This is a genomic window from Hydrogenivirga okinawensis, from assembly GCF_055385515.1.
In genome coordinates this window covers 115,383-142,018 of the sequence record NZ_AP042386.1, presented here as the reverse complement: position 1 = coordinate 142,018, position 26,636 = coordinate 115,383, and the positions used below count along the sequence as shown (strand labels likewise).

Sequence of the window (26,636 nt, the reverse complement as noted above, 5' to 3'; positions counted from 1 at the left end):
ATGAAGATCCTGATGATCGACAACTACGACTCCTTTACCTATAACCTCGTCCAGTATCTCAGCTCGCTCGGTGCTCGGATAATAGTAAAGCGCAACGACCAGACAACGATCGAAGAGATAGAGTCTCTCGCTCCTGAAGGCATAGTGATATCTCCGGGTCCCTGTACGCCGGCAGAGGCGGGGATCTCGGTGGACGTCATAAGGAGGTTTCACAAAGAGATACCTATACTCGGTGTCTGTCTCGGTCATCAGTCAATAGGTGTAGCCTTCGGAGGAAGGATAATCAGAGCCAGGAGGCTGATGCACGGGAAGGTTTCTCAGGTATTCCATACGGGTGAGGGGATCTTCAAGGATATACCGAGCCCTTTTACAGCGGTCAGATACCACTCCCTCGTTATAGAGAGGGAGAGCCTCCCCGACGTCTTGAAGATAACAGCGTGGTCTGAGGACGAGGAGATAATGGGGGTTCAGCACAGGGAGTATCCCGTGTTCGGTGTCCAGTTCCATCCTGAGTCGATTCTCTCGGAGCACGGCATGGATGTCCTCAAGAACTTCCTCGACGTGGTTGGAGATAGGGTAAAGGTCTAAAGCTCCAAGCTCTCTATGTTGTATAGCTCAAAGACCTCCCTGTGTTTTAGAAGACCGAGAGCCTCCCTGTAGATTATCAGATAAAATCTGTGTTTGTAAGCTTCCTCCCTGACTTTTAAAAATCTTTTCCTCAGCCTGATGGACATCCTTATGGAGAAGAGGGGAGTTCGCTTCTCCCTCTCTATCCTCGATCTGAGGTAAAGGATAGCCCTCCTCAGCCTCTCCATCTCCCTCATGTACCTCTCTATCTTTGTTCCGTAGCCCCCACCTACGCTCGCTATCTCCTTGAGGAGCTCCTCGTCGAGCTGAGACTTGTCCATCCACTATAAGATATTCCATGCCGCCGATCATAGGATTCGGTGTCCTGTAGATATAAGATCATTGAAGTATGAAGAAGAGGATCGTAAGTCCGATAAATCAGAGACCGGACCGCCTTCCTCCCGGTCAGCACTGGATAAACTATCCGATCGTTTACGACATAGTGGAGAAACTGCCAAGGATCGATATAGAGAAGTACAGGTTCAAGGTCTGGGGAGAGGTAGAGAACCCCATAGAGATGACCTACGAAGAAGTGCTGAGCCTGCCTTCGGTGGAGCTTGTCGCCGACTTCCACTGCGTGACCCGATGGAGCGTTAGAGAGATCCAGTGGGAAGGAGTTCCAACTACAGAGATAATAAAGCTCGTAAAGCCAAAGCCCGAAGCCAGGTACGTCTTCGTTTACTGTCTCGAGGGATACACGACCAACATGCCCTTAGAGTACTTCGCAAAGGAGGACTCTATATTAGCTTACAGGATGTTCGGCGAGATCATACCTCAGGAGCACGGCTACCCTCTCCGCCTCGTTGTACCTCAGCTGTACGCCTGGAAGAGCGCCAAGTACGTCTGGGGAATAGAGTTCAGGAGGGAGGACAAACCCGGTTACTGGGAGGAAAGAGGATACCACATGCTCGGTGATCCATGGAAGGAGCAGAGATACTGGGGCGATTGATATAATTTCCCTGTGCTTATCACCTTCGAGGGAATAGACGGCAGCGGTAAAACAACTCAAGCAAGGAAACTTTTTAATTTTCTGAAGGAAAAAGGCTTGAGCGTTTCCCTCTACAGGGAGCCAGGAGGCACCCTTTTAGGAGAGAGGATAAGAGAGATACTCTTGAACTTCGACATGGACATAAGGAGCGAGCTACTTCTCTTCGAAGCGAGCCGTGCCCAGCTCGTCAGTCAGGTTATAAAAAAGGATCTTGAACTATCCAAGGTAGTTATTTTAGACAGGTTCACAGACTCAACCTTAGCCTATCAAGGTTATGGAAGGGGAGTAGATATAGATCTGATTAAAAAGCTAAACGAGTTTGCCACTCAGGGGATAGTTCCCGATCTGACCTTTCTCCTGGACGTCGATCCGGAAGTAGCCTTGAGAAGAATAAAGGAGAAGAGTCGTTTCGATGACATATATTTTCTGAAAAGAGTTAGGGAGGGATTCCTGAAGATCGCCCGGGAAGATAGGAGCAGAGTAGTGGTTGTATCCTCAGAACTCGAAGAGGAGGAGGTATTCAGGAATATAATAGGAATTCTCAAGGAGAGAACGGATTTAATTTAGAAAGGCCCCTCCGGGCGGAGGGGCAAAAACTCTTGGGGAGGGAGGGGGAGGGAGTTTATCACTCCCAGCCTCTTTCTCAATACCTAAGAAAAATATAACACTCCCTGGAAGTTTTGTCAAGAAATTTTGCACTCCTTGCCTCCCAAGGACTTCAGCTTATATCCTCTATGGGCTTACCTTTAGCTTCCACGCCGAATACACTCCACAGGAGGTAGGCGAAGAAACCAAACATCCAGAGGCAGAAAAGCCCGTATATACCGAGGACGTAGTTGAAGCCTGAAAGCCAGATAAGCAAGGGAGGGGCAAGAACTCCTCCGATCCTTCCGACTATCGAAATAAGCCCTATAGCCGTTGCCCTCAGGTAGGAGGGGTAAATCTCCATGGCGGTCACGTAAGCTACGCTGGCGAAGGAGAAGGCTATGAAAGAGTACAGGGCAAACGCCACGTAAAAGTCCCCCAAGTGAAGGAGGGCGAGTGTAGAGAGCGCCGAAAGGAGAGATACTCCGAGACCCGTAGCCTTCCTTCCCAGAACGTCGGCGAAGATAGCGACCACAACACCTCCGAAGAACCCTCCTACACTACCCACGAGGAACAAAAAGGGAATATCCTCCGAAGGAATACCCATCTCAGGAGCCAAGCTTATAGGAAGGAGAGCGACCAAACCGTAGTAGGTCGTGAGTATGGTAAAGCTGAGAGCACTGGAGAAGATGAACCTCCAACGATACCTGCTCAGGATGAGTTTGAGTCCATCGAGGAGACTTCCCTCGAAAACTGGAACCTTACAGGATGGGGGTTTTTCTTTTACACCGGCTAAACGCTCAAGTTCTTCGACTATAGCCTCCGCCTCCCTTTCCTTTCCCTTGGAAAGCAACCATCTGGGAGATTCGGGAACGTTCTTCCTGACCCAAAGGATCAGTAGGGCGATCACACCTCCAAAGAAGAAGGCAAAGCGCCAGCCCGTACCTTCAGGAAGGTTTCTTAGTAAGAAGAGAGCTGTCAGGGAGGCGAGTATGCTTCCTACGTTCCATGAGGCTACCACAAAACCATCTACCTTTCCCCTGTGCCTTGCGGGAATGAACTCGTCTATTGCCGAGTGAATGGCGGCGAACTCTCCTCCTATCCCCGCTCCCGCTATTATCCTGAGTAAAAATGCGCTATAAAAGTCCCAAGCAAAACCGGTGAGAAACGTTCCAAGGGAGTAGAGAAGTAGAGTTAGGAGAAATATCCTTTTCCTTCCATATCTGTCGGCAAGGTAGCCGAAGAGAAAGGATCCTACTATGGCTCCTATGAGGAAACCGCTTATCACCAGCGAACCTTCGAAGGGCGACAACTTAAGGGAGTTGGTCATGCTCTTTAAAACGTTCCCAACTATAACCACCTCGAAGGCGTCGAGGATCCATGTAACACCAAGAGCTAAAAGGAACCTCGTATGAAACGGACTCCAAGGGAGATTGTCAAGCCTGCAGGTTATATCGCTCTCTATGAGTCGCACCGGTATTATATTAATAGACACAGGGATGGTTAAAGAGGGATGTTGGGATTTCTAATTCCCACACTTCTCGGATTTGGAATAGCCTTAGGAGGAAAGGTTATGAAGGTGGAAAGTAAAGCGTTTAACGAGGGGGAGGTAATACCTGTTCGCCACACCTGCGATGGGAGCGATATATCTCCGGAGATAAGCTGGTCTGGCGTTCCGGAGGGCACGAAGAGTTTCGTCCTTATAATGGATGATCCTGACGCCCCTATTGGGACCTTCACTCACTGGGTGGTCTACGATATCCCCGCCGGGGTGAGAGAGCTACCCGAGGGCTTACCGAAGTCCGACAGGATTGACGGTATAAAGCAAGGCATCAACGACTTCGGCTACGTTGGATACGGAGGACCCTGTCCTCCCAAGGGACACGGGTACCACAGATACTTTTTCAAAGTTTACGCTTTAGATTTGGAAACCCTCGATCTTCCACCAAGAGCAACAAGGAGACAGGTGGAAGAAAGGATAAAGGGCCACGTCCTTGGGCAAGGATCAACGATGGGAAGATATAAGAGAGATTAAGTTTTCTGGAAGCCGAGGAAAATTTTCAACCATATTACCAGTTTCATCGAAGATTATTGTAGCAGGGAGAAAAATCAGTGTAACTTTATCAGCAAAAACTCCCTTAGGATCTGCAAGTACAGGATAGTTGGGTTCTATTCCGTTAGCTTTGAGAACCTCCTCAGCGTCTTCCGTGTCCATCATCACAGCTATAGAGATTAGTTCTGATTCTTTCTTAAGCTCTGGATATATCTCTACCAGTCTCTTTAGATCCTCCGTATGTCCTATGCAGGTGCCAGACCAAACGTAAACAACGAGTTTCTTACCTCTATACTTATACAGGGAAACCTCCTTACCGCTGAGATCTTTAAACTTTAGGTCATAAACACTCTCGGAACAGGAAGCGAGAAATATAAATAGAAAAGCGAGAACCTTAACCATTAGTGCATCATCATCTTCCTGACGGGAGCCTCGATGCTCATTTCGCCTGTCTTCTTGAAGATAAGTATCAGCTTAACCTTCTCCCCAACCTTTAAGGGCTTCTTCAGATCTATCAACATTATGTGCTTTCCCATAGGTCTAAATTCCACGGTCTTACCCGGCGGTATGGGAACCTCCTTCAGTCTCCTCATCTTCATCATCCCGTCTTCCATTATCGTAGTGTGTATCTCTGCAACCTTAGAAACGTCGGTTTTAACACCCACAAGCACATCCTCTTCATCGCCGAGATTGGCGACCTTCATGAAAGCAGCGCTCATAGTTGATACAGGAGGTACCTCCCTTACCCAGGGATCCTCAACGACGATCTTTGGTTTGGCAAAAACCATTCCAGCCATGAAAAGGAGCAGATAGAGATATCTCATCTATAACCTCCATTAGAAGAACTTTTTAAGATCCTCAGCTATAAGTTCGGGTTTCTGTCTCGTCGAGGGATAAATAAGCTTGAGGATTCCCTCAGGATCTATCAGGTATATATAGGCTGTGTGGTCCACGAGGTAGCCCCCCTCAGTTTCTCCCTTAACCTTTTGATAAAAAACCATATAGTCCTTCGCTACTTTCTTGATATCTTCCGGACTTCCTGTAAGACCTATGAAGGTGGGATAGAAGTACTCCGCGTACTTCTGGGCTACCTCGGGTGTATCCCTCTCAGGATCGACGCTGATGAAGATTACCTGTACCTTCTCCCTCTCATCCTCGCTCAGGAGGTTCATGGTCTTGGACAGTACCTGAAGGGCTGCCGGACATACGTCCGGACAGTGGGTGTAACCGAAGAACATTAACACAATCTTTCCTTTGAAGTCCGAGAGACACACCTTCTTTTCCTTTCCTTCCTTCCAGCCAGTAAGGCAGAACTCTTTTGCAGGTTTATCGTAGAGGGTTCCGTTAAACTCCTTCTTCTTTTCGCATGAGAGCAAGAGGAGTAGCGGGATAGTGAGGACTAACCAAAGGAATCTCATCATGGTAAAGTATAATCCCTTTCAGAGAGTAAATCAACTCCGCACTCGAGGTTCTCTACCCAGTTTATGAACCTATCTACCATCTCCTTTCCCTGAAAGACCGCTCCGTGCTGGGGAGCTATCGTTTCTACATCGAGGTTTCTTACCATATTAGCCCATAGCTTCATTACTTTACCGCTTGCCATGTACCTCCTGTGGAAACCCTCCATGTACTTGATGTGGGAATCGAAGTCCTCCACAAAGAAGTAATCCTGACCCAAGGAAGCTCCGAGGTCTCCAGAGAAGAGTATTTTGGAAACAGGATCGTAGACCTGGAAGTTTCCCGGGGAATGGAGGAAGTGGGCGGGAATTATGAGCAGTTCGCAGTTTCCTCCGAGGGTTATCTTCGTTCCTACGTCGTCTATTGGTATAACTCTTCCCTCTAACTTTGAATCGAGACCAAAGTGGGGCAGGAACCTCGTCCAGAGCTTTGATATAAGAGCATCGGCCTCTGTGGTCATAAGCCAGTAGTTTATGCTTGCTACTATGTCAGGATCTTGATGGGACAGGAAGATATATCTAATCTGCTTTGGTGGTACCAAGACCGCGATATCTGAAAAGAGTTTGGACTGAACCTTGTGCCCGCCAGGATCGAGAAGAATAGCCTCCTCTTTATGAATTATCAGGTACTGATTTGCTTGAACAGCGCTCGCCGGGGTTAACTCTTCGAATAGAAAGACCTTGTGATCTGGAGACTCAAAGAGAACTTTTCCCGCCATGACTCTCCTCCGATATGATATGTGTCATAGTTTAAATATTTTAGAATATCTGTGTGATGCTCTTCACAGGTATAGACGGAAAGAAGAGGTTCAGCGTTAATTGGTCTCTACTTAAAAGAAGTTGGGAGGTTTCGAAAAAAGAAGGTAGAAGGATTTACGTTGTTCCTTCCCATCTTACCTACGTCCGCATAGAAGAGACGGATATAAAGGACACCTACGATCTGAGGAGGTTCCTCTCCTTAGAGATAGAGGAGAAGTTCGGAGATGTTCTCTGGGATGTAAGACTTTCAGGAAACAGATACTGCCTCGCTCTAATCCGGGATTTCAATATGCCGGAGGACGCTTACGCCTTTGATCCAGAACCTTTTTCTCTCGCAAGGGCAGCAAAGGCACTTGGCGAGACTGATTGCTGGATCCTCGACCTCGGCAAGAGGAAGACAACTCTCGTGAAGTTATCGAAAGGTGAACTGTCCGGCTACAGGGTGATCCTGAAGGGTGGGGACTTTATAGATCGGGAAGTGTCCGAGAAGCTCGGTGTGGAACTGGAAGAGGCAAGGGCTTTAAAGATAAAGGAAGGGCTCGGGAACGAGGTGGTAAGGGACGCATTCGAAAAGATAGTCTCGTCCCTCGGCAAAGATGTGATAGACAGGAAGATCCTCCTTAGCGGAGGCGGGAGCAGGCTAAAGGGAATAGATGAAGTTCTCCCGAAGGCTGTAAGGAAGAGGGAAGTAGAACCGGAACTGTTTTCCGCCTTCGGAGCCTCCCTTAAGTTCGTCGTAAAGGACTGCTCACCGGACTTCAGAGAGGAGGAGCTGAGCGATAGAGATTTCAGGAGAGTGGCACTGATCTTTGGCACTTCCCTACTGCTTTTCGTAGGTGTAAACTTATCCCTTAACTTTATAGAGAAGGGCATAGTTAAAGAGGTGAGGAACGCAGAAAGGGACGCCTTTAGAAGGGTGTTTCCCAATTTGCCTCCCGTCGCCGTTAGAGACCAGTTAAAGAGCATGGTGGGTAGCGAACACTTCTCGGCTATGAAGAAGATGATATCCCTTTCTGAAAAACTCCCCGAAGGTATCAAGATATACAGAATAGAGTTTGTCGGCGGGAAGCTTAAGGTTGTGGGAGAAGTAAGGTCGAAGGATAAGATAATTGAGTTAAAACCTAAGGTGCTGAGAGAGACTCCCGAAAAGACTTACGAGTTTGAGGTGGAGCTGTGATCAGATATTTGAGTAAGAGGATGGTTTACGCCCTATCTCTTCTGTTATTCATGCTCTACGTAGGATACAGCCTTCCGGCAATCACAGACCTTAAAGACACTGTAGTAAGAGAGTACTTTAGCCACAAGGAATTCCTCTTCAATCTGAAGAACGCTCCCAGAGTTAGGAAGGAACCTGCCCAGGAAGAAGACCTACAGAGAATACTATCGGAAATAGGGGTTGAGCCTGAGAAGATCCTTAAAACGGAAAGCGGTATGGAACTTCAGATTTCCGAGCTGAGTTGGGAGAAGCTTCCACACCTGATTAAAGAGCTTGAGGGCAGATACGAGGTAGTCAGTTTTTCGGCTGTGGACAACACGGGAAAGGGTATATTCGAGGTCAGGATAGTCGTCCGATGAACATATTCAACAACTTGGTTAAAGAATACGACGAGTGGTACGAAAAGTCCTTCGGCAGCTCTGCGTATCGCTTAGAGGCTAAGTGCTTAAAAGAACTTATCGGAGAGTTCGGGCTCGGCTTAGAGGTAGGAGTGGGAACGGGGAGGTTCGCCTCACCTTTGGGAATAAAGGTTGGCTTGGATCCCTCCCTCGAGATGTTGAAGGTAGCTAAGAAGAGAGGGATACTCACCGTCCAAGGGGAGGGAGAAAGCCTTCCCTTCAAAGATAAGAGCTTTGATCTTGTTCTGATAGTGGTTTCCATCTGTTTCGTAAGGGATCCCCTCTTAGTGTTGAGAGAGTGTCGGAGAGTTATGAAGGATGGAGGCAAGCTGGTATTGGGACTTATACCTGCGGAGAGCAGATGGGCTGAGTTCTACAGAAAGAAAGCGGAGCAGGGTCATCCGATTTACAGAGAAGCCACGTTCTACCCGATGAAAGAGGTGGAAGAGATGCTCCACAGCACTGGCTTTAAAATAAACTCGATCAGGAGCACACTCCTCGATGAGCCTCAGGACATCCGTCCAGTAAGAAGGAAGGACATTATCGAGGGCTTCGATCCAGAGGGAGGCTTCGTCTGTATAAAGGCTACTTGAGAACCTCTTGAAAAAACTCGATCGCTATTGAGCTTAGATCCTCGGCAGCAAGGTCCCTGAAGAAATGATCGGCGTAGTCTATAACTTCTATACGAACGTTCTTCTTTCCCTTAACGTAGGGCTCTAAGAACTTCGGGAGGTCTTTCACCCTGTCGTCCTCTCCGCCCCAGACTATAAGAACGGGTACCTCTATCTTCTCGAGAGATTTTCCAATATTTCTGTTCACCCCGTAGTAAGAGTAGAGGGTCCTCGCGCTTACCCTGGTTTTCTGACAGTAAAAGAAGCTTGTTTCAAGCATTCTTTTCCCTTTTCCATCCTCAACGAGTTCCTTAGCTTCCTGAAGGAGGGGATGTTCCCGTGGCGTCCCCTTTGCGGGAGCAACAGCGAGCACACCCGCTAAGTCTATCCCATCTTTCAACTCCTCCGCAGTGTGGATAACCTGCTGACCCCCCATGGAGTGTCCGGCAAGAATTATCCTCTTAACCCCCTTTGATCTAAGCCACTCGATCCACTCCTTTATCTCCTTAATATTCAGTTCGTACTCATGGTCGAGAGGGTAGGAGCAGTCGTAAGGCTCCTTCCTGTCGTTGATTCCAAGGGTCAAGGTGGGAGAGAGAACGGGGTAACCCGCCGCCACCCAAGATTCCCTCTGAACGGATATGGGCTCCTTCATCCTGTGGGTCTGAAAGAGTCCGTGAAGCCAAAGAACAGCCCCCTTCTTCTTAGGATCTACACCTTCCGGCACGGACCATTCGGCGTTCGCCTTGAGCCTTTTCCCTTCATAGTCTATGTAAATGGATACCGGTTTAGACAAGAGTATTAAGGGTGTGAGTAGCACAAGCAGGAACAACCTTCCCATAGGAAACATTATAATTTTTTCCATGGAAAAGCCCCTTGTCGGGATCATAATGGGGAGCATATCCGACTGGGAACATATGAAGGGAGCTTCCGACATACTCCGGGAGTTCGGTGTTCCCCATGAGAGGAAGGTGGTATCTGCCCACAGGACGCCGGAGCTCATGTATGAGTATGCAAAGACTGCGGAGGGTAGGGGAATAGAGGTTATAATCGCGGGGGCAGGCGGGGCAGCACACCTGCCCGGTATGGTCGCATCACTCACAACCCTGCCCGTCATAGGTGTCCCCGTTCCCTCAAGACATCTATCAGGTCTCGACTCCCTTTGCTCGATAGTCCAAATGCCTGCCGGCGTTCCAGTTGCAACGGTCGCGATTGGAAACTCAACGAACGCCGGACTCTTAGCTCTGAGAATACTCTCGATCAAGTATCCCAATATAGCTAAGAAGCTCAAAGAGTACAGAGAGAAATTAAAGGAGAAGGTTCTAAACATGAATATAGAGGGCTGATATGAACGTCGGTATACTCGGAGGCGGTCAGCTCGGATGGATGACTATACTCGAGGGGAGGAAACTTGGCTATAAATTCTTCGTTCTCGATAAGAATCCAGAAGCTCCGGCTTCAAAGATCGCGGACGTGTGGTTTCCACCCGAAGAGGTCGAGGAGTTCTACAGCGTTTGCGACGTGATAACCTACGAGTTCGAGCACATAGAGGAGGAGGTTCTTGAAAAGGTTGAGGATAAGGTGATTCCTGATCCAAAAGCACTCAGGCTGAAAAAAAGTAGAGGCGAAGAGAAGGAGTTTCTTTACAGGCACGGCTACCCGCTTCCGAGGTTCAGAAGAGGGAGGATGGAAGATTTAAAGAGGTTGATCGATGAGATCGGAGCTCCCGCCGTGGTTAAATCCGAAAGGTTGGGGTACGATGGGAAGGGTCAGTACAGGGTGAGTTCAGGGGAGGATCTCGAAGAGATATACAGGAACCATTCCCCCGATGAGAGCTTCGTTGTGGAAGAGTTCGTGGACTTCGAGAGGGAGGTCTCGGCGGTAGGAGTGAGGGACAGAAGAGGGAGAATAAAGATTTACCCGATAACGGAGAACTTCCACGAAGAGGGCATACTCCTCTACAACCGCACGACTGAAAGGTTTCCCTCAGAGAAGGAAGTTCTTGAGATAGTTTCCTCCCTTATGGAGGATCTCTCGATAGTCGGTCTCCTCGCCGTGGAGTTCTTTGTGACCGAAGACAGGATCCTCATAAACGAGTTTGCTCCGAGACCCCACAACACGGGACACTACACCCTCGACGGGGCGTACACCTCCCAGTTCGAAAACTTTCTCAGAGCCATAACCGATCTTCCGCTGGGATCTACACGCTTGAAGCTACCCTCCGGAATGGTGAACATACTTGGTCTTTCCTACAATGAGCTCAGTATCCCTGAGATACTCTCGGTCGAGGGGAGTAAGCTCTACTGGTACGGAAAGGAAAAGAGGGAGAGGAGGAAGATGGGACACGTTAATCTCGTAGCCAAGGATAGCAAAGGTGTGAAGGACAGGATCGAGCAGGTGCTAAAACTCCTATACCGAAGGGACTACGCGCTCACATGAAGATAGCGATCGAGAAAGTAAAGGAAATAATACCGAAGATAGAAAGGTTTGTGAGACAGAGGATAGAGGAGTTCAAAAGGCTCGGAAGGGAAGGTCGAACCCACTACGACTTCAGACCTTTTTTAGATATAGACTTCGATGCGGGGCTCTTTTCGGAGCTCTGCTTCTGTCTGCTAACCGCAAACTCTTCCGCTTCGATGGGGATAAGGATACAGGCTGAGGTGGGGGACGAGGGCTTTATGAACTTTGATTTTGAAGAGCTGACGCGGAGGATAAGGAAGCATGGGCACAGGTTCCCCGAGCAGAGGGCTCAGAGAATAGTGGAGGTCAGAGAGAGATGGGAGGGTATAAGGGAACTGATAGGAAAGAAGGGAGACAGCAAAGAGCTGAGATACTTGCTCGCAGATCCGAAATCGGAGTTCAAGATAAAGGGCTTTGGATACAAGGAGGCTTCCCATTTCCTAAGGAACATCGGGAGGGAGGACGTAGCAATAATAGACAGGCACGTATACAGGTTCCTGACGGAGAACGGGCTCTTTCCGGAGGTAAAGACGATGACCCCCAAAAGATACTTAGAGGCTGAGGAGGCTCTGGCGCGCGTTTGCTCTGAGCTCGGTATAACCCAGGCTGAGCTCGACCTTTACATCTTCTATATAAAGACGAAGAAGGTTCTCAAGTGATCAACCGAACCTCCCAGTTATGTAGTCTTCGGTGAGCTTCTCGTTGGGCTTTGTAAATATCTTCTCCGTTTCGCCGAACTCCACCAGCTTGCCGAGGTACATGAAGGCAGTGTAATCGGAGACCCTCGCCGCCTGCTGCATGTTGTGGGTGACGATAACTATCGTAAGCCTTTTCTTGAGCTCTACGACGAGATCCTCTATCTTCGAGGTGGAGATAGGATCTAAGGCGGATGTGGGCTCGTCGAAGAGAAGAACCTCAGGTTCGGGAGCTATCGCCCTCGCTATGCAGAGCCTCTGCTGTTGACCTCCCGAAAGGGAGTAGGCGTTCTCGTGCAGTCTGTCCTTCACCTCATCCCAGAGGGCTGCCGCTCTGAGAGCCTCCTCCACCTTCTCGTCCAAGATGTTCTTCCTCTTTATACCCTTTAACTTCAGTCCGTAGGCTACGTTCTCGTATATGGATTTGGGGAAGGGGTTGGGCTTCTGAAAGACCATACCTATCCTCATCCTTACCGTTATGGGATCTACGTCCCTGCCGATTATGTTTATCTCCTCCGGATGAAGGATTATCTCCCCCTCGTACCTGTTCCCGGGATAGAGATCGTGCATCCTGTTGAAACATCTCAAAAGGGTCGTCTTCCCACACCCGGAGGGTCCTATTATTGCGGTAACTTTCTTCTCGTAAATCTTCATGTTTATATCTTTGAGGGCGTGATTGTTCCCGTAGTAGAAGTTCAGGTTTCTGACGTCTATCTTTACGGGCGATGCGTTGTCCATCTTTCTATTTATTTAACCACAGGATTTCGGATCTCCTCGGTCTGTGGTACAGCATCGTGAGTCCAGCCGTCAGTATGAGGGGAAAGCCGTAGAACCTGTCTCCGAGCAGGAGCAGAAGGAAGCCGAAAACACCTATGAACTCGGAGATGCCGAGGGAGACGATGACCGCTATGCGGTAGAGCTCTAATGATCTGTCGATGTCCTTTTCTTCCTTAGCTTTACTCAGATAGCTTCTCCTTGCGTAGACGGAGTAAGTCACCGTTCCGATCGTGAGGAGGTAAAAGATCGTTCTGACTATCTGAAGATCCTTCTCTCCGAAGGAGAGGGCTATGTAACCTTTTAGGAAAACCCCAAGGAAGGCAAAGATCACGAGGGAGAAGAACATGGCGAACCATATCAGGTTCAGAGCGCTCAGGGTTCCACTCGCCTTATCTATAACTTCCTTCTTCATCAGGTCCTCCTCATGCCGTGGACGACCGCCTTGGCGGATATAAAGAAGAGAAGCGTCCCAAAGGTTAGAACGAGAGCCGCTGCCCAAGCCTGCCCGTGCCAGTCCTCGTAGGGTCCCATGGCGTACTGGAATATGGTAACGGTGAGGGAAGCCATCGGTTGGGTGGGGTCTATGGTGAAGAAGTTGTTGTTGAAGGAGGTAAATAGGAGCGGTGCGGTCTCACCCGAAACCCTCGCTATACCCAAGATCACACCCGTGAGTATCCCCCTCTTGGCGGCGGCGAGGGATATGTCCTTTATAACCTGCCACCTGTGGGCGCCGAGGGCGTAGCCCGCCTCTCTCAGAGAATTGGGAACGAGCTTCAGAATCTCATCGGTCGTTATCGCTATCACGGGAATCATCAAGAGGGCGAGAGCTACGGAGCCCGATATCCCCATGAAGTGCCCTATCGGCTTCACCAAGAGGGCGTAAACGAAGGTTCCTATAACTATGGAGGGAAAGCTAACCAGAACGTCGGTTACGTTCCTGAAAGCCTTCACAACCTTGGAGTGTCTCCCGTATTCGGCGAAGAATATGCCCGTTCCTATCCCTATGGGAACGCCTATGAGGGTGGCGAAGGCTGTGATTATGAAGTGCCCTACGAAAGCGTGCCTCAGCCCTCCTCCCTCTATACCCGGCGGGGTCGGGTCGTTGATAAAGAGAGATAAACTTAAGAACCTGAATCCGTTCACGACTACGTCCGCCAGTATCCAGAAGAGCCAGACGAGTCCGTAAAGTGCTGTTAGAACGGAGAGGGTGAGCATAACGACGTTTACGAGCTTCCTCTTGAAGATGACCCTTCTCAGATGTTCTTCGTGCCCCATCTCTTACCCAACCTCTCGAGTATGAAAAACTTAGCGAGCATCAAAAGACCGAAGGAGAGAACGAAGAGGATAAGAGCCAAGTAGTAGAGGGAAGACAGATATATATCCGAGTGGGCTTCTGTGAACTCGTTGGCTATGGCAACCGTGATGGTGGTGAGGGGTTCCAACAGACTCATGGGTATCTGGTGGACGTTTCCCGTTAAAAATGCCACCGCCATAGTCTCTCCGAGAGCTCTTCCCACCGAGAGAACCATACCCCCCACTATGCCGGGAAGGGAGTAGGGGATTACCACGTTCTTCACCACCTCCCACTTGGTGGCTCCCAGTCCGTAGCCCGCCTCTTTGAGGAGGGGAGGTGTCATCTCGAAGCTGTCCTTGACTATGGCGCTCATGAAGGGAATTATCATTATGGAGAGAACGAAGCTCGCCGTCAGGGCGTCAACACCCGTCGGTGCACCTTCAAAGAGCTTTCCGAGTAGAGGAACTCTGCCAAAGGTTTCCTGAAGGAAAGGCTCAACGTAATCGGCCATAAGGGGAGCTATCACAAATAACCCCCACATTCCGTATATTATGCTCGGTATCGCTCCAAGGAGTTCAACAGCGGTGGAGAAAACGGGTTTTAGCTTTGGTGGAGAAAGCTCGGAGATGAATACGGCTATGCCTATACTGACCGGGAGAGCTATAAGGGAGGCGAGGAAGGTAACGAGAAGTGTTCCAAAGAGTGCGGGGAGAGCTCCGAAGACCTCTGCCACCGGGTCCCACGTGGTTCCAGTGAGGAAGTCTATCAGCCCGAACTTCTTTATAGCGGGTAGGGATTCGTAGAAGAGAACAACGAGCGTGAGGAAAGGAAATAGGAAGCCAACCGAGAGGGCGAAGAGCCCCAAAGTTGATCCGGTTAGAGCTTCTACTAACTCCTCTCTCTTTTTCACTTTTAAGAGATTATACACTCAATACCAGCCGTGGGCTTTCCAGTAGTTCCTTATCTTTTCCTTCACTTTTTCGGGCAGGGGAACGTAGTGGAGCTTAACGGCCACCTTGTCTCCCTTTTTGAAAGCCCAGTCGAAGAACTTAACGACCTTCCTGTTCTTCTCCTTGGGATAATCCTTCGCCATGAGAACGAAGGTCGAGCCTGTTATGGGGTAGGCGTCTTTACCCTTCTGCCAGGTCAGAACCTCGTAGAAGTCCTTTTGAGGATCCCACTTAGCACCTGCTGCAGCCGCTTGGAAGGTCTTTATATCAGGCTTTACGAAGTTCCCATCCCTGTTTTGGATAGTTGCCACCCTTAGCCTGTTCTCAATGGCGTAGGCGAACTCAACGTAACCTATTCCGCCCCTTACCCTTCTTATGTAGTTAGCCACTCCCTCGTTGCCCTTAGCACCTATTCCGGTGGGCCAGTTCACAGCCTTTCCGTATCCTACCTTCTCCTTCCATTCAGGGCAGGCTTTGGAGAGGTAATTGGTGAATATCCACGTTGTTCCGGAGCCATCCGACCTCCTGATCACGGTTATCTTTCTGTGGGGAAGCTTTGCGTTCGGATTGTGCTTTTTTATGAGAGGATCGTCCCAGTACTTGACCTTGCCGAGGAATATCCCGCAGACCGCCTCCGTCCCGAGCTTCAGTTCTTTAACAGGAAGGTTGTAGGATATAACCACACCGCCTATTATTACGGGAAACTGGGCAAGCTTGCTCTTCTTTGTTTCTTCGGGCTTGAGGGGTGCGTCCGAGGCTCCGAAATCGACCGTTCTGTTGACTATCTGCCTGACACCCCCTCCAGAGCCTATTGACTGGTAGTTCAGCTTAACACCCGTCTCCTTGTAGTAGAGGTAAGCCCACTTGGAGAGCAGCGGGTAAACGAAGGTAGAACCTGCTCCTGTCAGGGACTCTGCTGCAAGGGCAGTGGTAGTTGCTATAAACGCTCCGGCTATCAGCCTTCTCATTTTCCAACCTCCTCTGGGTTTGATAAAGTATAAATCCCCCATTGTTAAGAAAATGTTAACGCTTTATCTTTAACTTTCTAAAAAATGGAGAAAGTCCTGAAGAAACTCTCCATAGGCTTGGTGGTTCTGGACAAGGAGGGAAGGATAACCTTCGCCAACGACTTTTGCCTTGACAGGGGTATTGTCTCGGAGGATTATAAGGGAAAGAGGTACTACGAGGCTATAAGGAGCCTTGAACTTATCGGTTTTGTAGGGGAACTTTTAGAAGGGAGAGCGAAAACGATCGACTTCGTACATTCGGGAAAGGTTTACAGAACGTCTCCGGCAGGAAGGATCAGCTTTCAGATAGAAGATATAACCGATCTAATCCAGTTCAAGAGACTTCAGAAGGAGTTTGCCGCCTCGGTAAGCCACGAACTCAGCACACCTATAGCCGCCATAAAGGGACTTCTTGAAACCTCGCTCCTGAGCGATCCACCAAGCAAGGAACTCGTTGAAAAAGCCCTAAAACGTGTGGAAGACCTTGAGAAGCTCATAAAATCTTTGAGGTTTCTCGTTCTGCTGGACGCAAAGGAAACACTGAACAGGGAAAAGGTTTCTTTAAGGTCCTTGATACTCAGTGTGGTTCAAGACCTCAAGGAAGAGATAGACAGCAGGAAGTTGAAAGTGGAGATACAGGGTGAAGATGTAGAGATAGAGAGCGACAGGGAGAAGCTCTACGTCCTGTTAAAGAACCTGATAGAGAACGCCGTCAGATACAACGTAGAGGGAGGAAAGGTTCTTATTGAACTTGAAAGAACCCCCGACGGAGTTGAGGTAAAGATAGAGGACACAGGAGAGGGAATACCTAAAGAAGAGCTCCCCCTCATATTCCAGCCCTTTGTGGGAGGGAAAAACAAGAAAGGAATGGGACTTGGGCTTACGATAAGCAAGAAGATAGCGGACGTTCTGGATGCCGAGCTTGAGATAGAGAGTGAGGAGGGCAAGGGGACGAGGGTTAGGGTTTTGCTACCTTAGGGCTAAGCCTCAAGCTTGTATCCAAACCCCCGCACCGTTTTAATAAACTTCCCGTATTCTCCCAGCTTATCCCTCAGGTGCTTTATGTGAACGTCCACAGTCCTGTCGGTTGAATTCTTCTCAAAGCCCCAAACCTCCTCTATTATCCTCTCCCTGCTAACGGGCTTTCCGTAGTTTTCAAGCAAGAACCTCAAGATACTGAACTCCGAAGGAGTCAGTTTTACCTCTCTGCCTTCAACCGTTACCTTCACCCGCTCAGTGTCCACCTCAAGCCCGTCGAACTTGAAGACCTTAACTTCCTTCTTTCCCTTTGCTCTCCTCAGAACCGCTTTAACTCTTGCCACAAGCTCTTTTATAGAGAAGGGCTTGGTTATGTAATCGTCCGCACCGAGCCCAAAGCCTTCCAACTTGTCCTCTTCGGAGACCTTCGCGGTCAAGAATATGACCGGTATGTCCGTAAGGTCGGGTCTGTTCTTTAGAAACCTTCCTATCCTGAAGCCGTCGAAGTCCGGGAGCATTACGTCTATTATCACGAGGTCGGGGACTTCCTTCTCTATGCGGGAGAAGAATTCTAAGGCTCTTTTGAAGTGAACAACATCGAATCCCTCCCTCCTTAAGGCTTCTTCAACTACAAGGGCTATATCCTCGTCGTCCTCGATCAAAAATATCATCTTTTTTCTTCTGAGGTTGCGCTATTTACAATACTTCTCTCGATATCTTTTAGATCTATCGTTATGTCCCTGTAAGTGCCGTTGGGAACTTTGATCCTTACCTTCAGTTTCAGGTCTCTCCCGAACAATCCGAGTTCCTCAAAAGCCCTCTTATTAGTGTATTTATACCAGAACGGAACAAGTGGAGAGCAGATGTTGTCTAAACCCGGATTCAAGTAGTCTATAGATTTGAGCTTCTCATCGGAGAAACAGGCGCACAATCTTACAGGTAGGAGCTTGAAGTCTCCCTTTGATGGAAGGTGAGAGGTAGATACTACCATCCTGTCCCCCACCTTGCCAATCACTCCATACACGTTTTTTCTTCTATCCCGGTAATAGGCTGCTCCGTAGCACAGGGTCAGGTATGCGTACTTGTAAATACGGCTGTATCCCACATGGTCGGTGTTTGGACCCACCTTATATACCTGTGGAGGGTTCAGAACTTCAAGATTCAGCGTAAGAGCTCCTTTAATAGGTATGAGTATGTCCTGCTCCCTTATTTCTATCTCGCCCACTTCGAGAGCGAACGCGAGCGAACACAGTACGGAAAGAGCCAGAACCTTAATCCAGATCCACATCCAGCCTGTAGCCCTCCAGGCAGAGATTCCTGCGGTCAGAATACAGGACATAGAAAATATCCCTGTTGAATATCAACCTCCTAATTCTGAGATCAGAACAGCTAAGCCCGATCGAGCCTACCGCCCTGCCTCCTGTAAGTATCATTATATTGTTATTCACACGTTTTAACGCTGTGGTAAGGTAAACGTGATCCGGATAAAAGACTCCTTTTTTCTTGCCCAAGATCCTCCAAGTTCTGAGGTCGCGTAGTTCCACCTCTCTTTCCGACTTTATGCAGAACGCAGTTTTAGAGTGCTTTCTTACATAACAGTTTTCCGGAATCTTCCTGTAGGTTCCGTCCGGGAACACCACGAACTTCCCGCCTGAACCCTGGAAAAGCAGGATATCGCGAACGATCAGTGAATAGGGATCGGACGAACCAGAAATATCGAGGGGCTTTACCTCTAAGGAAGAGTTTACAAAGAAGCATTTTCCTCTCAGGCAGTACACGAAACTCCTCTTCAGAGGATAAACATCAGCCCTTTTAGGTATGGCAATGCGTCTAACAACCCTGCCCTCTGGAAGCTCGATTATCTCAGCTAAGCCCTCGTAATATTTCCAGCCACTACATCCCCCCTGCCAGATTGGATCAATGCATACCTCAAAGGGAGGAGAGATCCTGAGAAACTTCCTATCCCCGATGGGAAGGAACTTGTGATTTCTAAATCTGTTCTTCTCTTTCACGGAGAACAGCTTTTCTACCTTGCCGGTAGAGGTGTCGAAGGAGATAAGCTCGAACCTTTCAAAGGGCGTGAGAACTGTAAAGTAAAGTTTCCCCTCAAGATGTGCGAGGAGTATAATATTGCCCTCCGGTTTTACCTCTCCTAATCTCCTCAATTCCTTATCCAGAATCAGAGCGCGGTTTTGATCCCAAAGCAGAACATAATCCCCAAGGAGACGAACAGACGGAGAGACCTCTCTGATCTCAACCTTTCCGAGCAGTTTCACCTGCTCATCGGAAGGTTTCTCGATAAGGCTAATACTTTTACCTTTCACGTCCTTTTCTAAAACAAGGTTGCCGTTGATGCAGAAGGCTCTGCCTTTAACCCTTTTAACAGTTCCGCTATCGGGATCCACATAAATACGAACCTCCTCCCCGTATTTGTCTATCCAGTATTTATCGCCGCACGGTATGACGCCTAAGGGCTTGGGATAAGCCCACCACTTGGGTATGCCCTTAGGCACCTTTATAACCTTATCTCCATGGTGTATCTCCACCACCTTGTCGGGACCCACCGTAGCGTAAGCGGGATACTTCTTAACCTTGCTCGTAGAGAGACTTTGTAGATCCAGCTCGATAAGTTCATGATGTCTGCTCATAATAAGAGCCCTGTGCCTGTCGGAATCCACAAGGTAGCCGTCCACACAAAAACGGGCCGGGACGTAACAGGTTCTTACGCCTTTATATGTATCTCCGTAAACCTTTGTAACATCTAAGACCACAAAGTGCCCGTCATCGTAGAGGACCTGGGCGCTCGCGGCCTCCAGTTTAGTTAGTAGCTCTTCTAAATAGGTTTCAGCACCTGCGCAGGTGAAGAAGAGGAAAACCAGAACCGAGATCCAATTCATGTTGACAGCCCTCATAAAAGCTAAAGCTCCTTCTCAGGTAAAATTATGCAAAAAACAGGAGGTGAAAGGATGGAATTCAGACACGTCTTCGTATGCGTAAACCAGAGACCCCCCGGACATCCCCAGGGATCCTGTGCTGAGAAGGGATCGAGGGAAGTCTATCAGGCTTTTATGGAAAAACTCCAGATGGATCCTGAGCTCTTCATGAGCGTTGCGGTTACCCCTACGGGGTGTCTCGGACCTTGTATGATGGGACCGACGATAGTCGTTTATCCCGAAGGTATATGGTACGGAAACGTTAAGGTGGAGGATGTGGACGAGATAGTGAATCAGCACCTCAAGGGTGGTCAGCCTGTTGAAAGGCTCGTTATATCCAAGGGAAAACCGCCGGGAATGTTCTAAGCCTGTCCCGGCACTCCCGCCTCTTCGAACTCTATCTCTAACCTCTCGTGGGGAATTATCGTAGTTATCGCGTGCTTGTAGACAAGCGTCTGCTGTCTGCCGTCCTCTAAAAGTATGGTGAACATATCGAAGGATCTTATCTTTCCCTGAAGTCTGACTCCGTTAACCAAATAGATGGAGATCTTAACCCTCCTTTTCCTCGCCGTATTGAGGAAGCTCTCCTGTAATTTGTAGGGCATTCTGCCTACCTCCTTATTATCATGTTTTCTGTAATATCATACAGCTTTTCAGCCAGCTCTTCATAACGAGAGTAGCCTTCGAGCTCCTCGAGAAGATGCCTCGGGAATACCTCCTCTCCAAAGTAAGCACCCGTGAAGGCACCCACGAGGAAGCCTATAGAGTCCGTATCTCCGCCGTACTCCCCGTAAGAGTTAATTCCCCACCAAAAGCCTTCGAGAGGAGAGTCTACGTTAGAGAGGAAGATAAAGAGGGAAAGAGGTAGTGCCTCGAAGACGTAGGAGCCGTTTCCGAGGTTTCTGATAGCCATGTCGAGATCCGCCTGCTCGTAGAGTAAATCTTGAACCGTATCGATGGTCTTGGCGAACTTTCTCTCCTCTATAAATCTCTTTAACGTGTTTAGAAACCTTATCCTTTCGTTAAAGTCCCTCAGATCGAACTCTTCCAAAAGGAGATAGGAGATGGCAGAGCCCAAAACGGCGGAACCGTCGGAAACAGCTTGACTCCTGTGGGTAAGCAGAGAGACTACCTTAGCGCCTTCAGCGGCGAGGTCGGGGTTGTAGTAGTGGAAGAGTCCGATAACGATACTCCTTAGAATTCCCTCCACCGAGTTCGAGACAAGTCCATGACTCGAAGGATTTATCCCCCTCGATAGAAGATCTATGGCTGTCAGGAGAGTGGGGTCGGGATACCTGTGGGAGGGTTCGTCCTCGTACCAGAGGATCAGCCTGTTTAGAAAGTCCCTAAGGTCTATTCCCTTCTTAGCTACCACGCTCTCTAAGAGGATCCTCATTATCGTCGTCTCGTCGGAGGTCTCTTCGGGTAGCTGTCCGTAAGCGGGGCTCGAGGGATGGGGAGATACAAAACCCTCTATCCTTCCCCCGTAAAACTCGTAAACCTCCCTCTCCACTATGTCCTCTACGCTCTTTCCTATAGCGTCTCCGAGGGCTGCGCCCAGAACGGTTCCCTTGAACCTTTCCCTTAAAATCCGCATACTTTAATTTTATTCCTCGCCATGCTGAGAGCTATCTATCTTATCCTCCTCCTTCTGAACCTTTCCTTTGGAGTGGAGAGGCTCTTTTACCTGATGGGAACCTACACCTACGTAGATCTTCCTTCGGAGGAAAAGGTTTACGAAGCCTACAGGTACATGAGGAAGCTCGAGGAAAAGCTCTCGGATTACGTTGAAGATTCGGAGATCTCCCTCATAAACAAAAACGCCGGACTGAGAGCGGTAGAGGTATCTGAGGAAACTCTTGAGGTTATAAAGATCTCCCTCGAAGTGTCCGAGAGAACTTACGGATACTTCGATATAAGCATCGGAGCGATCACGGTAAACTGCAAGAGAAAGAAAGCCATAGATTGTGAGCGTGCGGAGAAGCTCGTCAATTATAAGAACGTAGAATTGAACGGAAGTAGTGTGTTTCTTAAAGAGAAGGGGATGGCTCTCGACTTGGGAGGGATAGGGAAAGGCTACACCGTTGAGAAAGCCTACGAAAGGGTTAAGACAGAGAAGGGTTTTATAGGTATAGCCGGGGACATGAAGGTGTGGGGAGAGAGGAGACTGTTGGCTGTTAAGGATCCTTTAAAGAACAGCGTTCTTGCTCAGATGGTGAACAGGAAGGACGTGTGCCTGTCCAGCTCGGGAAACTACGTAAGAAAACACATAAAACAGGAAGATAGGGAGCTAATTCAGATAACAGTGGCTCATGAAAACTGCGCTTACGCGGACGCCTTTGCAACAGCCCTCTTCTCTATGCCGAGGGAGAAGAGAGAAAAGTTCTTGAGAGAAAATCCGGAGATAGGTGTTCTGGAGCTTTACGAGGACGGGACGGTAAGAATGAACGGAGCCTTCAGAGATTTCTTTGAGGTGATTCTCTTCAGATAATTTTGAGATCGCATCTCTTTTTTAAACGTTGCCGGATCTGTTAGTAGCTACATTATGACCTCCATCATAGAAATAGATATTGAGATCTGATTTCATTTTCTAAAACCTGAAGGAGGTCAACGCAGATGAGGAAATATCTGATAGGTAGTCTCCTGCTCTCCACGGCTCTGTACGCCCAGCCACAGAATGAGCTTGAAAGTATAAAGAACGAACTGGAGGTTATCAAGGAAGAGCTAAGAAAGCTCAAGCTTGAAATAGCAGCCCCCGAAATAAGGGAGTACAAAAGCTACACAGGTCTTGGACCGGCAGCCTCAAAAGCCCTCTTGAACCCCAAGGGAGTTTCCATAGGCGGATACGGCGAGCTGTGGCTTACCAACAGACCTAACAAAAGACCAAATACCGAAGTTGACCTTTACAGATTTATCATCTACCTCGGATACGCCTTTACCGAAAAGTTGAAGTTCAACTCCGAGATAGAGATAGAACATGCAAAGGTAGAGGGCGGAGAGGAAGGCGGTGAGGTCGCGATAGAGTTTGCCTTCTTAGATTACAGGTTCAACAAGAACTTTGGCGTAAGAGGTGGTATGGTTCTCGTACCTCTCGGTATCACCAACGAGTATCACGAGCCTCCTACATACTTTAGCGTAAGACAGCCCTACCTTGAAAAGACCCTATTTCCCTTCACCTGGAGGGAAAACGGAGTCGGAGTTTACGGTGAAACAGATCTGTTTGAATACAGAGCCTACGTGATAAACGGACTCAAAGCGGAGGAAGGAGAATATAAAGCAGGAACACCCCTTAAGAAACTTAAACAGGACGGATCGGAGGCGGTTGCGGATCAGTTGGCGTTTACGGGAAGGTTCGATCTCAAACTCCCCAAGAACCTGAAGGTGGGTCTGGCGACCTTTATATCTGGTGTCCAGAACAAGGATGGAGATAATATCGGAACCGTATCCGTGTTCTCGCCTCACCTCTGGTGGCAGTGGGCGGGCTTTGACGTTCGCTTCGTAGGTGCCTATACGACGGTTAACGATGCAGATAAGATAACGGCGGAGCTATCCCCTGCAGCCTGCGGAGTAGATCCGACCCAGTGTAACGTCTTCCCCGAAAGGATGCAGGGTTTCTACCTTCAGGTCGCTTACAACGTGTTCAGGTTCACGGACCTCGATCAGGAGCTCTACGTATTCGGGAAGTATGAGGACATAGACACTTACGCCGACGTGCCCTCCGGCTACACCAAACCTACGGGCTACAAGTTCAGGATCTACAACGTGGGTCTCGCCTACAGACCCCATCCCCTTGTTGCTTTAAAGGCAGACTATGTAAGAAAGGACGTTGCCGACGAAGAGGGTGCTGATGAGGACATATACAGCGCCGCGATAACCTGGATGTTCTAAAGGTTTCCACCCTTGCGCCCCGTATGGCTGCTCTTGGGGGAGGGAGAGGAATATAAAGAGGTGCAGAGATGCCTTCCGATCCATGGCTTATAAGAGAGTATGTGGAAAGGCAGTTGAAGGTAGCCGGAAAGTTCAGGAAGAGGGTTCGGATAGACGAGTTCAAGCTCCTCTTCGCCGTTCCCCTCGAGGACGAGAAACTCATAGAGATAGCCCGCGAACTTGGTTTCAGAGTGTCAAAGAAGCACCGCTGTATAGTTGTGGAACTCAGGAAGGGAGGTTGTAAAAGTGGTTAAGAAGGGTCTGGTAGCTCCGAAGGTCGGCTTAGCCCTTTTCCTCTTAGCCTCCTGCGGTTCGGAAGCTCCGTCTTCTGAAGAGATCCTCGCCTCCAAACAGGCGAACCCCGAACCTAACATACCCTTGGAGTGCTATACCGATACGGGAGTTGTAAAGCTCGGAAGGGCGATAGCCAACCCCTGCTACGTGTGCCACACAAAGGCTAACACCCCCTACGCCAACGAGGTTGAAGATTACGACCTGACCCTCTCTTACGACTTTCCCGAAGAGATAAAAAAGATAGGAAATCCGTGGCTCAACGCCGTAAAGCCTGAGCTGACCATAGGTAATATCCCTGTGCCTTCTGACGAGGAGATAAAGAGCTGGATAAGGACGGACAACTGGAGAGAAGCCTACCAGAACAGAGGTAAGGGGGATCTCGAATACTTCCCGGACGTCCCTCCTCTCTATACCTACACGGGAGGTTCTTACTCTTTGAACAACGCCGTGGTGGACAACGAGGGTTTCATCCACGATCCGGATACCGGAGAGTACACCGGCTGGAGGGTCTTCAAGTGGAAGCCCTTTCCCGGCTTCTTTCCCACGAACGGCAGGATAGACTCTACCCTCATAAGGCTCCCTGAGAAGTTCAGAACAAACAGAGGTTCCTTTGATAAAGGCACTTACAAGAAGAATCTTGCCATACTTGAGTGCGCTATCAAGGGTGTGAAGCCCGGAGAAATCTGCAGAGGGACGGAGGTAGGGGACTTTACGATGTCCTCCAGATATGAGGGCAACGCTTCGGACGTTGAGGTCGTTACCTTTCAGTACCCGCCCGGAACGGAGTTCGCCCACCCCGTTTATTACCTTGATCCTGACAACGCTATTTCCTTCAAATCCTTGAGGATAAAAGAGATTAGGTATATGAGGAAGCTCGCCTACGCACCGCTCCAGTCCAGCGGTGAGGAAGAAGAGGAGGATGAGTTCTTCTGGGACAAGGGGAAGGTTCTTAACGCTTCGGGCTTTTGGGAGATGGTCGGCTTTATAGAGGACGAGAACGGAAGGCTCAGACCTCAGACGGCGGAGGAGATGAAGTTCTGCATCGCCTGCCACGGAGGTGTAGGAGGTAGCGTTGACGGCACCTTCACCTACTGGAGAAAAGTTCCTGGCTCGGCAGGCTGGAAGGAACAGGACTACAACCTCTCTTCTAAAGACATAAAGGACTGGAGCTACGGAGCACTCAGATGTTCCAACCTTAGCAACGTAAATGTAGGAGATACCATAAGGAGCGCACTGGAAGCCTACTGCAGTCAGTACTCAGATGACGTAGGCGAGTACGCCTTCTACTTCTCTTTGACGGCGGGAGGAGATCACTTCAGGAGCAATGAGGAGATCCTTTCACGTATAAGCGCAGATACGAACAAAATTTCTCTGGTTCTATCACCTTCTGACAACCTGATAACAAACCCCGGACTGATCAACTATCTGGACAACAACGGGTATGTAAAGCCGGAGCTCTTCCTGCCTTCCGAGGGAAGGGCTTACGGGATAGATAAGCAGTATTACCGCGTGGTTAAGGCTCAGAGGTTCGTTTACGGAAGAGATGTCTTTGATAGAGCCTTCGGAGTATCCAACGGAGGAAATTCCCTTGAAAGTCTCAAGGAGGTAGACACCACGGGTGTAATTGAGTCAAAGATATGGGTGTTGATGAAAACCCTCCTCAGGTAGGCTCTTCCCGTGGCTGCCCCTCCTGCCTCCTTTTTTTATAATTTTTTTCATGTTCTTCTACGACGACAATAGAAGCAATAAACTCTGGATACACCTCCACGGCTTCGCTACCAACGTTTTGGGCTCTAAGATAGAGTTTGCGAGGAACTACTTTAAAAGAACCAAGGCTTACTCCTTCTTTGCCATGGATATGGATTACGAAAAGCACACTACCACCGAGGTTCTTGATGTCTTGGAAGCCCTCGTGCTTGGCTTTTCCGAAAGGTATCCTCACATAACCCTCTGCGGGAGTTCCCACGGGGCTTATATAGCTACCAATTATGTGAGATTTAAAAAGCTCGGAAATATTAAGAATCTTCTTCTGCTCGCCCCCTCCTTCAGAACCCTCGACCTGGTCATCAGAGAGTTGGGAGAGGAAAGGGTAAAGAGCTGGCTCGAAGGAAAGGAGGTTCTGAGATTTCAGGAGGAGGACGTGGAGATAGAGGTTAGGGAAGACTTCGCGACCGACATACTCAAAAACGGCTACGAGGTAATTCAAAACGGAAATGTGAACTTTCCCGAGGATCCGCCCGTGGAGATCATTCTGGTTCACGGAAGGAGGGATGAAATAGTCCCTATAGAGGACTCCAGGCTGTTCGCGGAAAAGGTGAGGGTAAAGGAGTTTATAGAAGTGGACGACGACCACCAGCTGAGCGAGAGCTTCGGCAGAGTTCTTACCGAGCTCGTTGAGGAGGGGAAGTTGTGAGGTTCTCCGCCTTTCTGTTCGCCGAGTATGAGAATTACGAGGGTAAAGTAAGGGAGCTTCTTCTAAAGATAGCTGAGGCTGATTTTGAGACCTTTGAAGAGGCTTTGAAGTTTGCGGAAAGATTGGAAAACGAAGAGATAAAGGAAATACTTATAGAGCTAAAACCTGAGTTTCTTCGCATGGAAAAGCTAAAAAACTTGCCTTAGATTTCTCT

35 protein-coding genes are annotated in these 26,636 nt (G+C 49.0%); 18 read left to right on the top strand and 17 right to left on the bottom strand.

Features of this window, described 5'->3' with window-relative positions; genetic code table 11:
* Positions 1 to 588: an anthranilate synthase component II gene (locus tag ACZ483_RS00900; protein WP_464324294.1), complete on the top strand. Its 588-nt coding sequence runs from the start codon at positions 1 to 3 to the stop codon at positions 586 to 588.
* Here ACZ483_RS00900 and ACZ483_RS00895 read toward each other — a convergent pair.
* The gene (locus ACZ483_RS00895) at positions 585 to 908 is read right to left on the bottom strand and encodes a hypothetical protein (RefSeq protein WP_464324293.1); all 324 of its coding nucleotides are present in this window, start codon (positions 906 to 908) and stop codon (positions 585 to 587) included. The two genes, ACZ483_RS00900 and ACZ483_RS00895, sit on opposite strands and share 4 nt — an antisense overlap.
* Positions 909 to 976: 68 nt before the next feature.
* On the opposite strand from ACZ483_RS00895, the gene ACZ483_RS00890 reads away from it, so the two are divergent.
* Both ACZ483_RS00890 and tmk read left to right on the top strand, forming a co-directional pair.
* The gene (locus tag ACZ483_RS00890) at positions 977 to 1,576 is read left to right on the top strand and encodes a sulfite oxidase-like oxidoreductase (RefSeq protein WP_464324292.1); all 600 of its coding nucleotides are present in this window, start codon (positions 977 to 979) and stop codon (positions 1,574 to 1,576) included.
* A 12-nt stretch (positions 1,577 to 1,588) separates the two neighbouring features.
* A complete protein-coding gene (tmk, locus tag ACZ483_RS00885) occupies positions 1,589 to 2,182 on the top strand; it encodes a dTMP kinase (RefSeq protein ID WP_464324291.1) in 594 nt (197 codons plus the stop codon).
* 151 nt (positions 2,183 to 2,333) lie between these two features.
* On the opposite strand, the gene ACZ483_RS00880 is transcribed toward tmk, so the two are convergent.
* The gene (locus ACZ483_RS00880) at positions 2,334 to 3,674 is read right to left on the bottom strand and encodes an MFS transporter (RefSeq protein ID WP_464324290.1); all 1,341 of its coding nucleotides are present in this window, start codon (positions 3,672 to 3,674) and stop codon (positions 2,334 to 2,336) included.
* Between the two features lie 39 nt (positions 3,675 to 3,713).
* On the opposite strand from ACZ483_RS00880, the gene ACZ483_RS00875 reads away from it, so the two are divergent.
* The gene (locus tag ACZ483_RS00875; RefSeq protein WP_464324289.1) at positions 3,714 to 4,235 is read left to right on the top strand and encodes a YbhB/YbcL family Raf kinase inhibitor-like protein; all 522 of its coding nucleotides are present in this window, start codon (positions 3,714 to 3,716) and stop codon (positions 4,233 to 4,235) included.
* On the opposite strand, the gene ACZ483_RS00870 is transcribed toward ACZ483_RS00875, so the two are convergent.
* The 4 genes from ACZ483_RS00870 to ACZ483_RS00855 are packed head-to-tail and all read right to left on the bottom strand — an operon-like array spanning position 4,206 to position 6,429.
* Positions 4,206 to 4,655, bottom strand: a complete 450-nt coding sequence (locus tag ACZ483_RS00870) for a peroxiredoxin family protein (protein WP_464324288.1) — start codon at positions 4,653 to 4,655, stop codon at positions 4,206 to 4,208. The genes ACZ483_RS00875 and ACZ483_RS00870 overlap by 30 nt on opposite strands.
* Positions 4,655 to 5,077 carry a copper chaperone PCu(A)C gene (locus tag ACZ483_RS00865; RefSeq protein ID WP_464324287.1) on the bottom strand — a complete coding sequence of 141 codons (423 nt, stop codon included), beginning with the start codon at positions 5,075 to 5,077 and terminating at the stop codon, positions 4,655 to 4,657. The genes ACZ483_RS00870 and ACZ483_RS00865 overlap by 1 nt, the downstream gene beginning before the upstream one ends.
* A 12-nt stretch (positions 5,078 to 5,089) precedes the next feature.
* On the bottom strand, positions 5,090 to 5,674 hold the full coding sequence (locus ACZ483_RS00860; protein WP_464324286.1) for an SCO family protein: 585 nt from the start codon (positions 5,672 to 5,674) through the stop codon (positions 5,090 to 5,092).
* Positions 5,671 to 6,429 carry an oxygen-binding di-iron domain-containing protein gene (locus ACZ483_RS00855; RefSeq protein WP_464324285.1) on the bottom strand — a complete coding sequence of 253 codons (759 nt, stop codon included), beginning with the start codon at positions 6,427 to 6,429 and terminating at the stop codon, positions 5,671 to 5,673. Before ACZ483_RS00855 ends, ACZ483_RS00860 begins: the two co-directional genes overlap by 4 nt.
* 56 nt (positions 6,430 to 6,485) lie before the next feature.
* On the opposite strand from ACZ483_RS00855, the gene ACZ483_RS00850 reads away from it, so the two are divergent.
* The 3 genes from ACZ483_RS00850 to ACZ483_RS00840 are packed head-to-tail and all read left to right on the top strand — an operon-like array spanning position 6,486 to position 8,676.
* Complete coding sequence (locus tag ACZ483_RS00850) at positions 6,486 to 7,646, top strand: cell division FtsA domain-containing protein (protein ID WP_464324284.1); 1,161 nt, start codon at positions 6,486 to 6,488, stop codon at positions 7,644 to 7,646.
* On the top strand, positions 7,643 to 8,044 hold the full coding sequence (locus tag ACZ483_RS00845) for a hypothetical protein (protein WP_464324283.1): 402 nt from the start codon (positions 7,643 to 7,645) through the stop codon (positions 8,042 to 8,044). Before ACZ483_RS00850 ends, ACZ483_RS00845 begins: the two co-directional genes overlap by 4 nt.
* Positions 8,041 to 8,676 (top strand): class I SAM-dependent methyltransferase, encoded by a 636-nt coding sequence (locus tag ACZ483_RS00840; protein WP_464324282.1) that lies wholly within the window; start codon positions 8,041 to 8,043, stop codon positions 8,674 to 8,676. Before ACZ483_RS00845 ends, ACZ483_RS00840 begins: the two co-directional genes overlap by 4 nt.
* On the opposite strand, the gene ACZ483_RS00835 is transcribed toward ACZ483_RS00840, so the two are convergent.
* A complete protein-coding gene (locus ACZ483_RS00835; RefSeq protein ID WP_464324281.1) occupies positions 8,669 to 9,535 on the bottom strand; it encodes an alpha/beta hydrolase in 867 nt (288 codons plus the stop codon). The two genes, ACZ483_RS00840 and ACZ483_RS00835, sit on opposite strands and share 8 nt — an antisense overlap.
* 22 nt (positions 9,536 to 9,557) lie before the next feature.
* Here ACZ483_RS00835 and purE point away from each other — a divergent pair, with 22 nt between their 5' ends.
* The 3 genes from purE to ACZ483_RS00820 are packed head-to-tail and all read left to right on the top strand — an operon-like array spanning position 9,558 to position 11,813.
* Entirely contained in the window at positions 9,558 to 10,040 is a 483-nt protein-coding gene (gene purE / locus ACZ483_RS00830; RefSeq protein WP_464324280.1) for a 5-(carboxyamino)imidazole ribonucleotide mutase, read from the top strand.
* A 1-nt stretch (position 10,041) separates the two neighbouring features.
* Positions 10,042 to 11,133 carry a 5-(carboxyamino)imidazole ribonucleotide synthase gene (locus ACZ483_RS00825; protein ID WP_464324279.1) on the top strand — a complete coding sequence of 364 codons (1,092 nt, stop codon included), beginning with the start codon at positions 10,042 to 10,044 and terminating at the stop codon, positions 11,131 to 11,133.
* On the top strand, positions 11,130 to 11,813 hold the full coding sequence (locus ACZ483_RS00820; protein WP_464324278.1) for an N-glycosylase/DNA lyase: 684 nt from the start codon (positions 11,130 to 11,132) through the stop codon (positions 11,811 to 11,813). Before ACZ483_RS00825 ends, ACZ483_RS00820 begins: the two co-directional genes overlap by 4 nt.
* Here ACZ483_RS00820 and pstB read toward each other — a convergent pair whose 3' ends face one another.
* The 5 genes from pstB to pstS are packed head-to-tail and all read right to left on the bottom strand — an operon-like array spanning position 11,814 to position 15,838.
* Positions 11,814 to 12,587: a phosphate ABC transporter ATP-binding protein PstB gene (pstB, locus tag ACZ483_RS00815; protein ID WP_464324277.1), complete on the bottom strand. Its 774-nt coding sequence runs from the start codon at positions 12,585 to 12,587 to the stop codon at positions 11,814 to 11,816.
* 4 nt (positions 12,588 to 12,591) lie between these two features.
* A complete protein-coding gene (locus ACZ483_RS00810) occupies positions 12,592 to 13,038 on the bottom strand; it encodes a hypothetical protein (protein ID WP_464324276.1) in 447 nt (148 codons plus the stop codon).
* On the bottom strand, positions 13,038 to 13,901 hold the full coding sequence (gene pstA / locus ACZ483_RS00805) for a phosphate ABC transporter permease PstA (RefSeq protein WP_464324275.1): 864 nt from the start codon (positions 13,899 to 13,901) through the stop codon (positions 13,038 to 13,040). The genes ACZ483_RS00810 and pstA overlap by 1 nt, the downstream gene beginning before the upstream one ends.
* Positions 13,880 to 14,830, bottom strand: a complete 951-nt coding sequence (gene pstC / locus ACZ483_RS00800; protein ID WP_464324274.1) for a phosphate ABC transporter permease subunit PstC — start codon at positions 14,828 to 14,830, stop codon at positions 13,880 to 13,882. Before pstC ends, pstA begins: the two co-directional genes overlap by 22 nt.
* Positions 14,831 to 14,848: 18 nt before the next feature.
* A complete protein-coding gene (gene pstS / locus ACZ483_RS00795; protein WP_464324273.1) occupies positions 14,849 to 15,838 on the bottom strand; it encodes a phosphate ABC transporter substrate-binding protein PstS in 990 nt (329 codons plus the stop codon).
* An 84-nt stretch (positions 15,839 to 15,922) separates the two neighbouring features.
* Here pstS and ACZ483_RS00790 point away from each other — a divergent pair, with 84 nt between their 5' ends.
* Entirely contained in the window at positions 15,923 to 16,855 is a 933-nt protein-coding gene (locus tag ACZ483_RS00790; protein WP_464324272.1) for a sensor histidine kinase, read from the top strand.
* 2 nt (positions 16,856 to 16,857) lie between these two features.
* Here ACZ483_RS00790 and ACZ483_RS00785 read toward each other — a convergent pair whose 3' ends face one another.
* Genes ACZ483_RS00785 through ACZ483_RS00775 form a run of 3 tightly spaced genes read right to left on the bottom strand, consistent with a single transcriptional unit; the run spans position 16,858 to position 19,752 of the window.
* Positions 16,858 to 17,526, bottom strand: coding sequence for a response regulator transcription factor (locus ACZ483_RS00785; protein WP_464324271.1), 669 nt, complete (start codon positions 17,524 to 17,526; stop codon positions 16,858 to 16,860).
* Positions 17,523 to 18,143: a hypothetical protein gene (locus tag ACZ483_RS00780; protein WP_464324270.1), complete on the bottom strand. Its 621-nt coding sequence runs from the start codon at positions 18,141 to 18,143 to the stop codon at positions 17,523 to 17,525. The genes ACZ483_RS00785 and ACZ483_RS00780 overlap by 4 nt, the downstream gene beginning before the upstream one ends.
* Positions 18,127 to 19,752: a hypothetical protein gene (locus ACZ483_RS00775; RefSeq protein WP_464324269.1), complete on the bottom strand. Its 1,626-nt coding sequence runs from the start codon at positions 19,750 to 19,752 to the stop codon at positions 18,127 to 18,129. Before ACZ483_RS00775 ends, ACZ483_RS00780 begins: the two co-directional genes overlap by 17 nt.
* Before the next feature lie 69 nt (positions 19,753 to 19,821).
* Here ACZ483_RS00775 and ACZ483_RS00770 point away from each other — a divergent pair, with 69 nt between their 5' ends.
* Positions 19,822 to 20,154 carry a (2Fe-2S) ferredoxin domain-containing protein gene (locus ACZ483_RS00770; protein WP_464324268.1) on the top strand — a complete coding sequence of 111 codons (333 nt, stop codon included), beginning with the start codon at positions 19,822 to 19,824 and terminating at the stop codon, positions 20,152 to 20,154.
* On the opposite strand, the gene hfq is transcribed toward ACZ483_RS00770, so the two are convergent.
* Together hfq and ACZ483_RS00760 are read right to left on the bottom strand one after the other, a co-directional pair.
* The gene (gene hfq / locus ACZ483_RS00765) at positions 20,151 to 20,393 is read right to left on the bottom strand and encodes an RNA chaperone Hfq (protein WP_464324267.1); all 243 of its coding nucleotides are present in this window, start codon (positions 20,391 to 20,393) and stop codon (positions 20,151 to 20,153) included. The two genes, ACZ483_RS00770 and hfq, sit on opposite strands and share 4 nt — an antisense overlap.
* 5 nt (positions 20,394 to 20,398) lie before the next feature.
* Positions 20,399 to 21,385, bottom strand: coding sequence for an ADP-ribosylglycohydrolase family protein (locus tag ACZ483_RS00760; protein ID WP_464324266.1), 987 nt, complete (start codon positions 21,383 to 21,385; stop codon positions 20,399 to 20,401).
* A gap of 21 nt (positions 21,386 to 21,406) precedes the next feature.
* Here ACZ483_RS00760 and ACZ483_RS00755 point away from each other — a divergent pair, with 21 nt between their 5' ends.
* The 6 genes from ACZ483_RS00755 to ACZ483_RS00730 all read left to right on the top strand — a co-directional run bounded on the left by ACZ483_RS00755 (position 21,407) and on the right by ACZ483_RS00730 (position 26,628).
* Positions 21,407 to 22,279 carry an FAD:protein FMN transferase gene (locus tag ACZ483_RS00755; RefSeq protein ID WP_464324265.1) on the top strand — a complete coding sequence of 291 codons (873 nt, stop codon included), beginning with the start codon at positions 21,407 to 21,409 and terminating at the stop codon, positions 22,277 to 22,279.
* A gap of 125 nt (positions 22,280 to 22,404) precedes the next feature.
* The gene (locus ACZ483_RS00750) at positions 22,405 to 23,676 is read left to right on the top strand and encodes a DUF3373 domain-containing protein (RefSeq protein WP_464324264.1); all 1,272 of its coding nucleotides are present in this window, start codon (positions 22,405 to 22,407) and stop codon (positions 23,674 to 23,676) included.
* A 68-nt stretch (positions 23,677 to 23,744) separates the two neighbouring features.
* Entirely contained in the window at positions 23,745 to 23,969 is a 225-nt protein-coding gene (locus ACZ483_RS00745) for a hypothetical protein (protein WP_464324263.1), read from the top strand.
* Complete coding sequence (locus tag ACZ483_RS00740; protein ID WP_464324262.1) at positions 23,962 to 25,677, top strand: hypothetical protein; 1,716 nt, start codon at positions 23,962 to 23,964, stop codon at positions 25,675 to 25,677. The genes ACZ483_RS00745 and ACZ483_RS00740 overlap by 8 nt, the downstream gene beginning before the upstream one ends.
* Before the next feature lie 49 nt (positions 25,678 to 25,726).
* The gene (locus ACZ483_RS00735) at positions 25,727 to 26,422 is read left to right on the top strand and encodes a YqiA/YcfP family alpha/beta fold hydrolase (protein ID WP_464324261.1); all 696 of its coding nucleotides are present in this window, start codon (positions 25,727 to 25,729) and stop codon (positions 26,420 to 26,422) included.
* The gene (locus ACZ483_RS00730) at positions 26,419 to 26,628 is read left to right on the top strand and encodes a hypothetical protein (RefSeq protein WP_464324260.1); all 210 of its coding nucleotides are present in this window, start codon (positions 26,419 to 26,421) and stop codon (positions 26,626 to 26,628) included. The genes ACZ483_RS00735 and ACZ483_RS00730 overlap by 4 nt, the downstream gene beginning before the upstream one ends.
* The last annotated feature ends 8 nt before the right edge of the window (positions 26,629 to 26,636 follow it).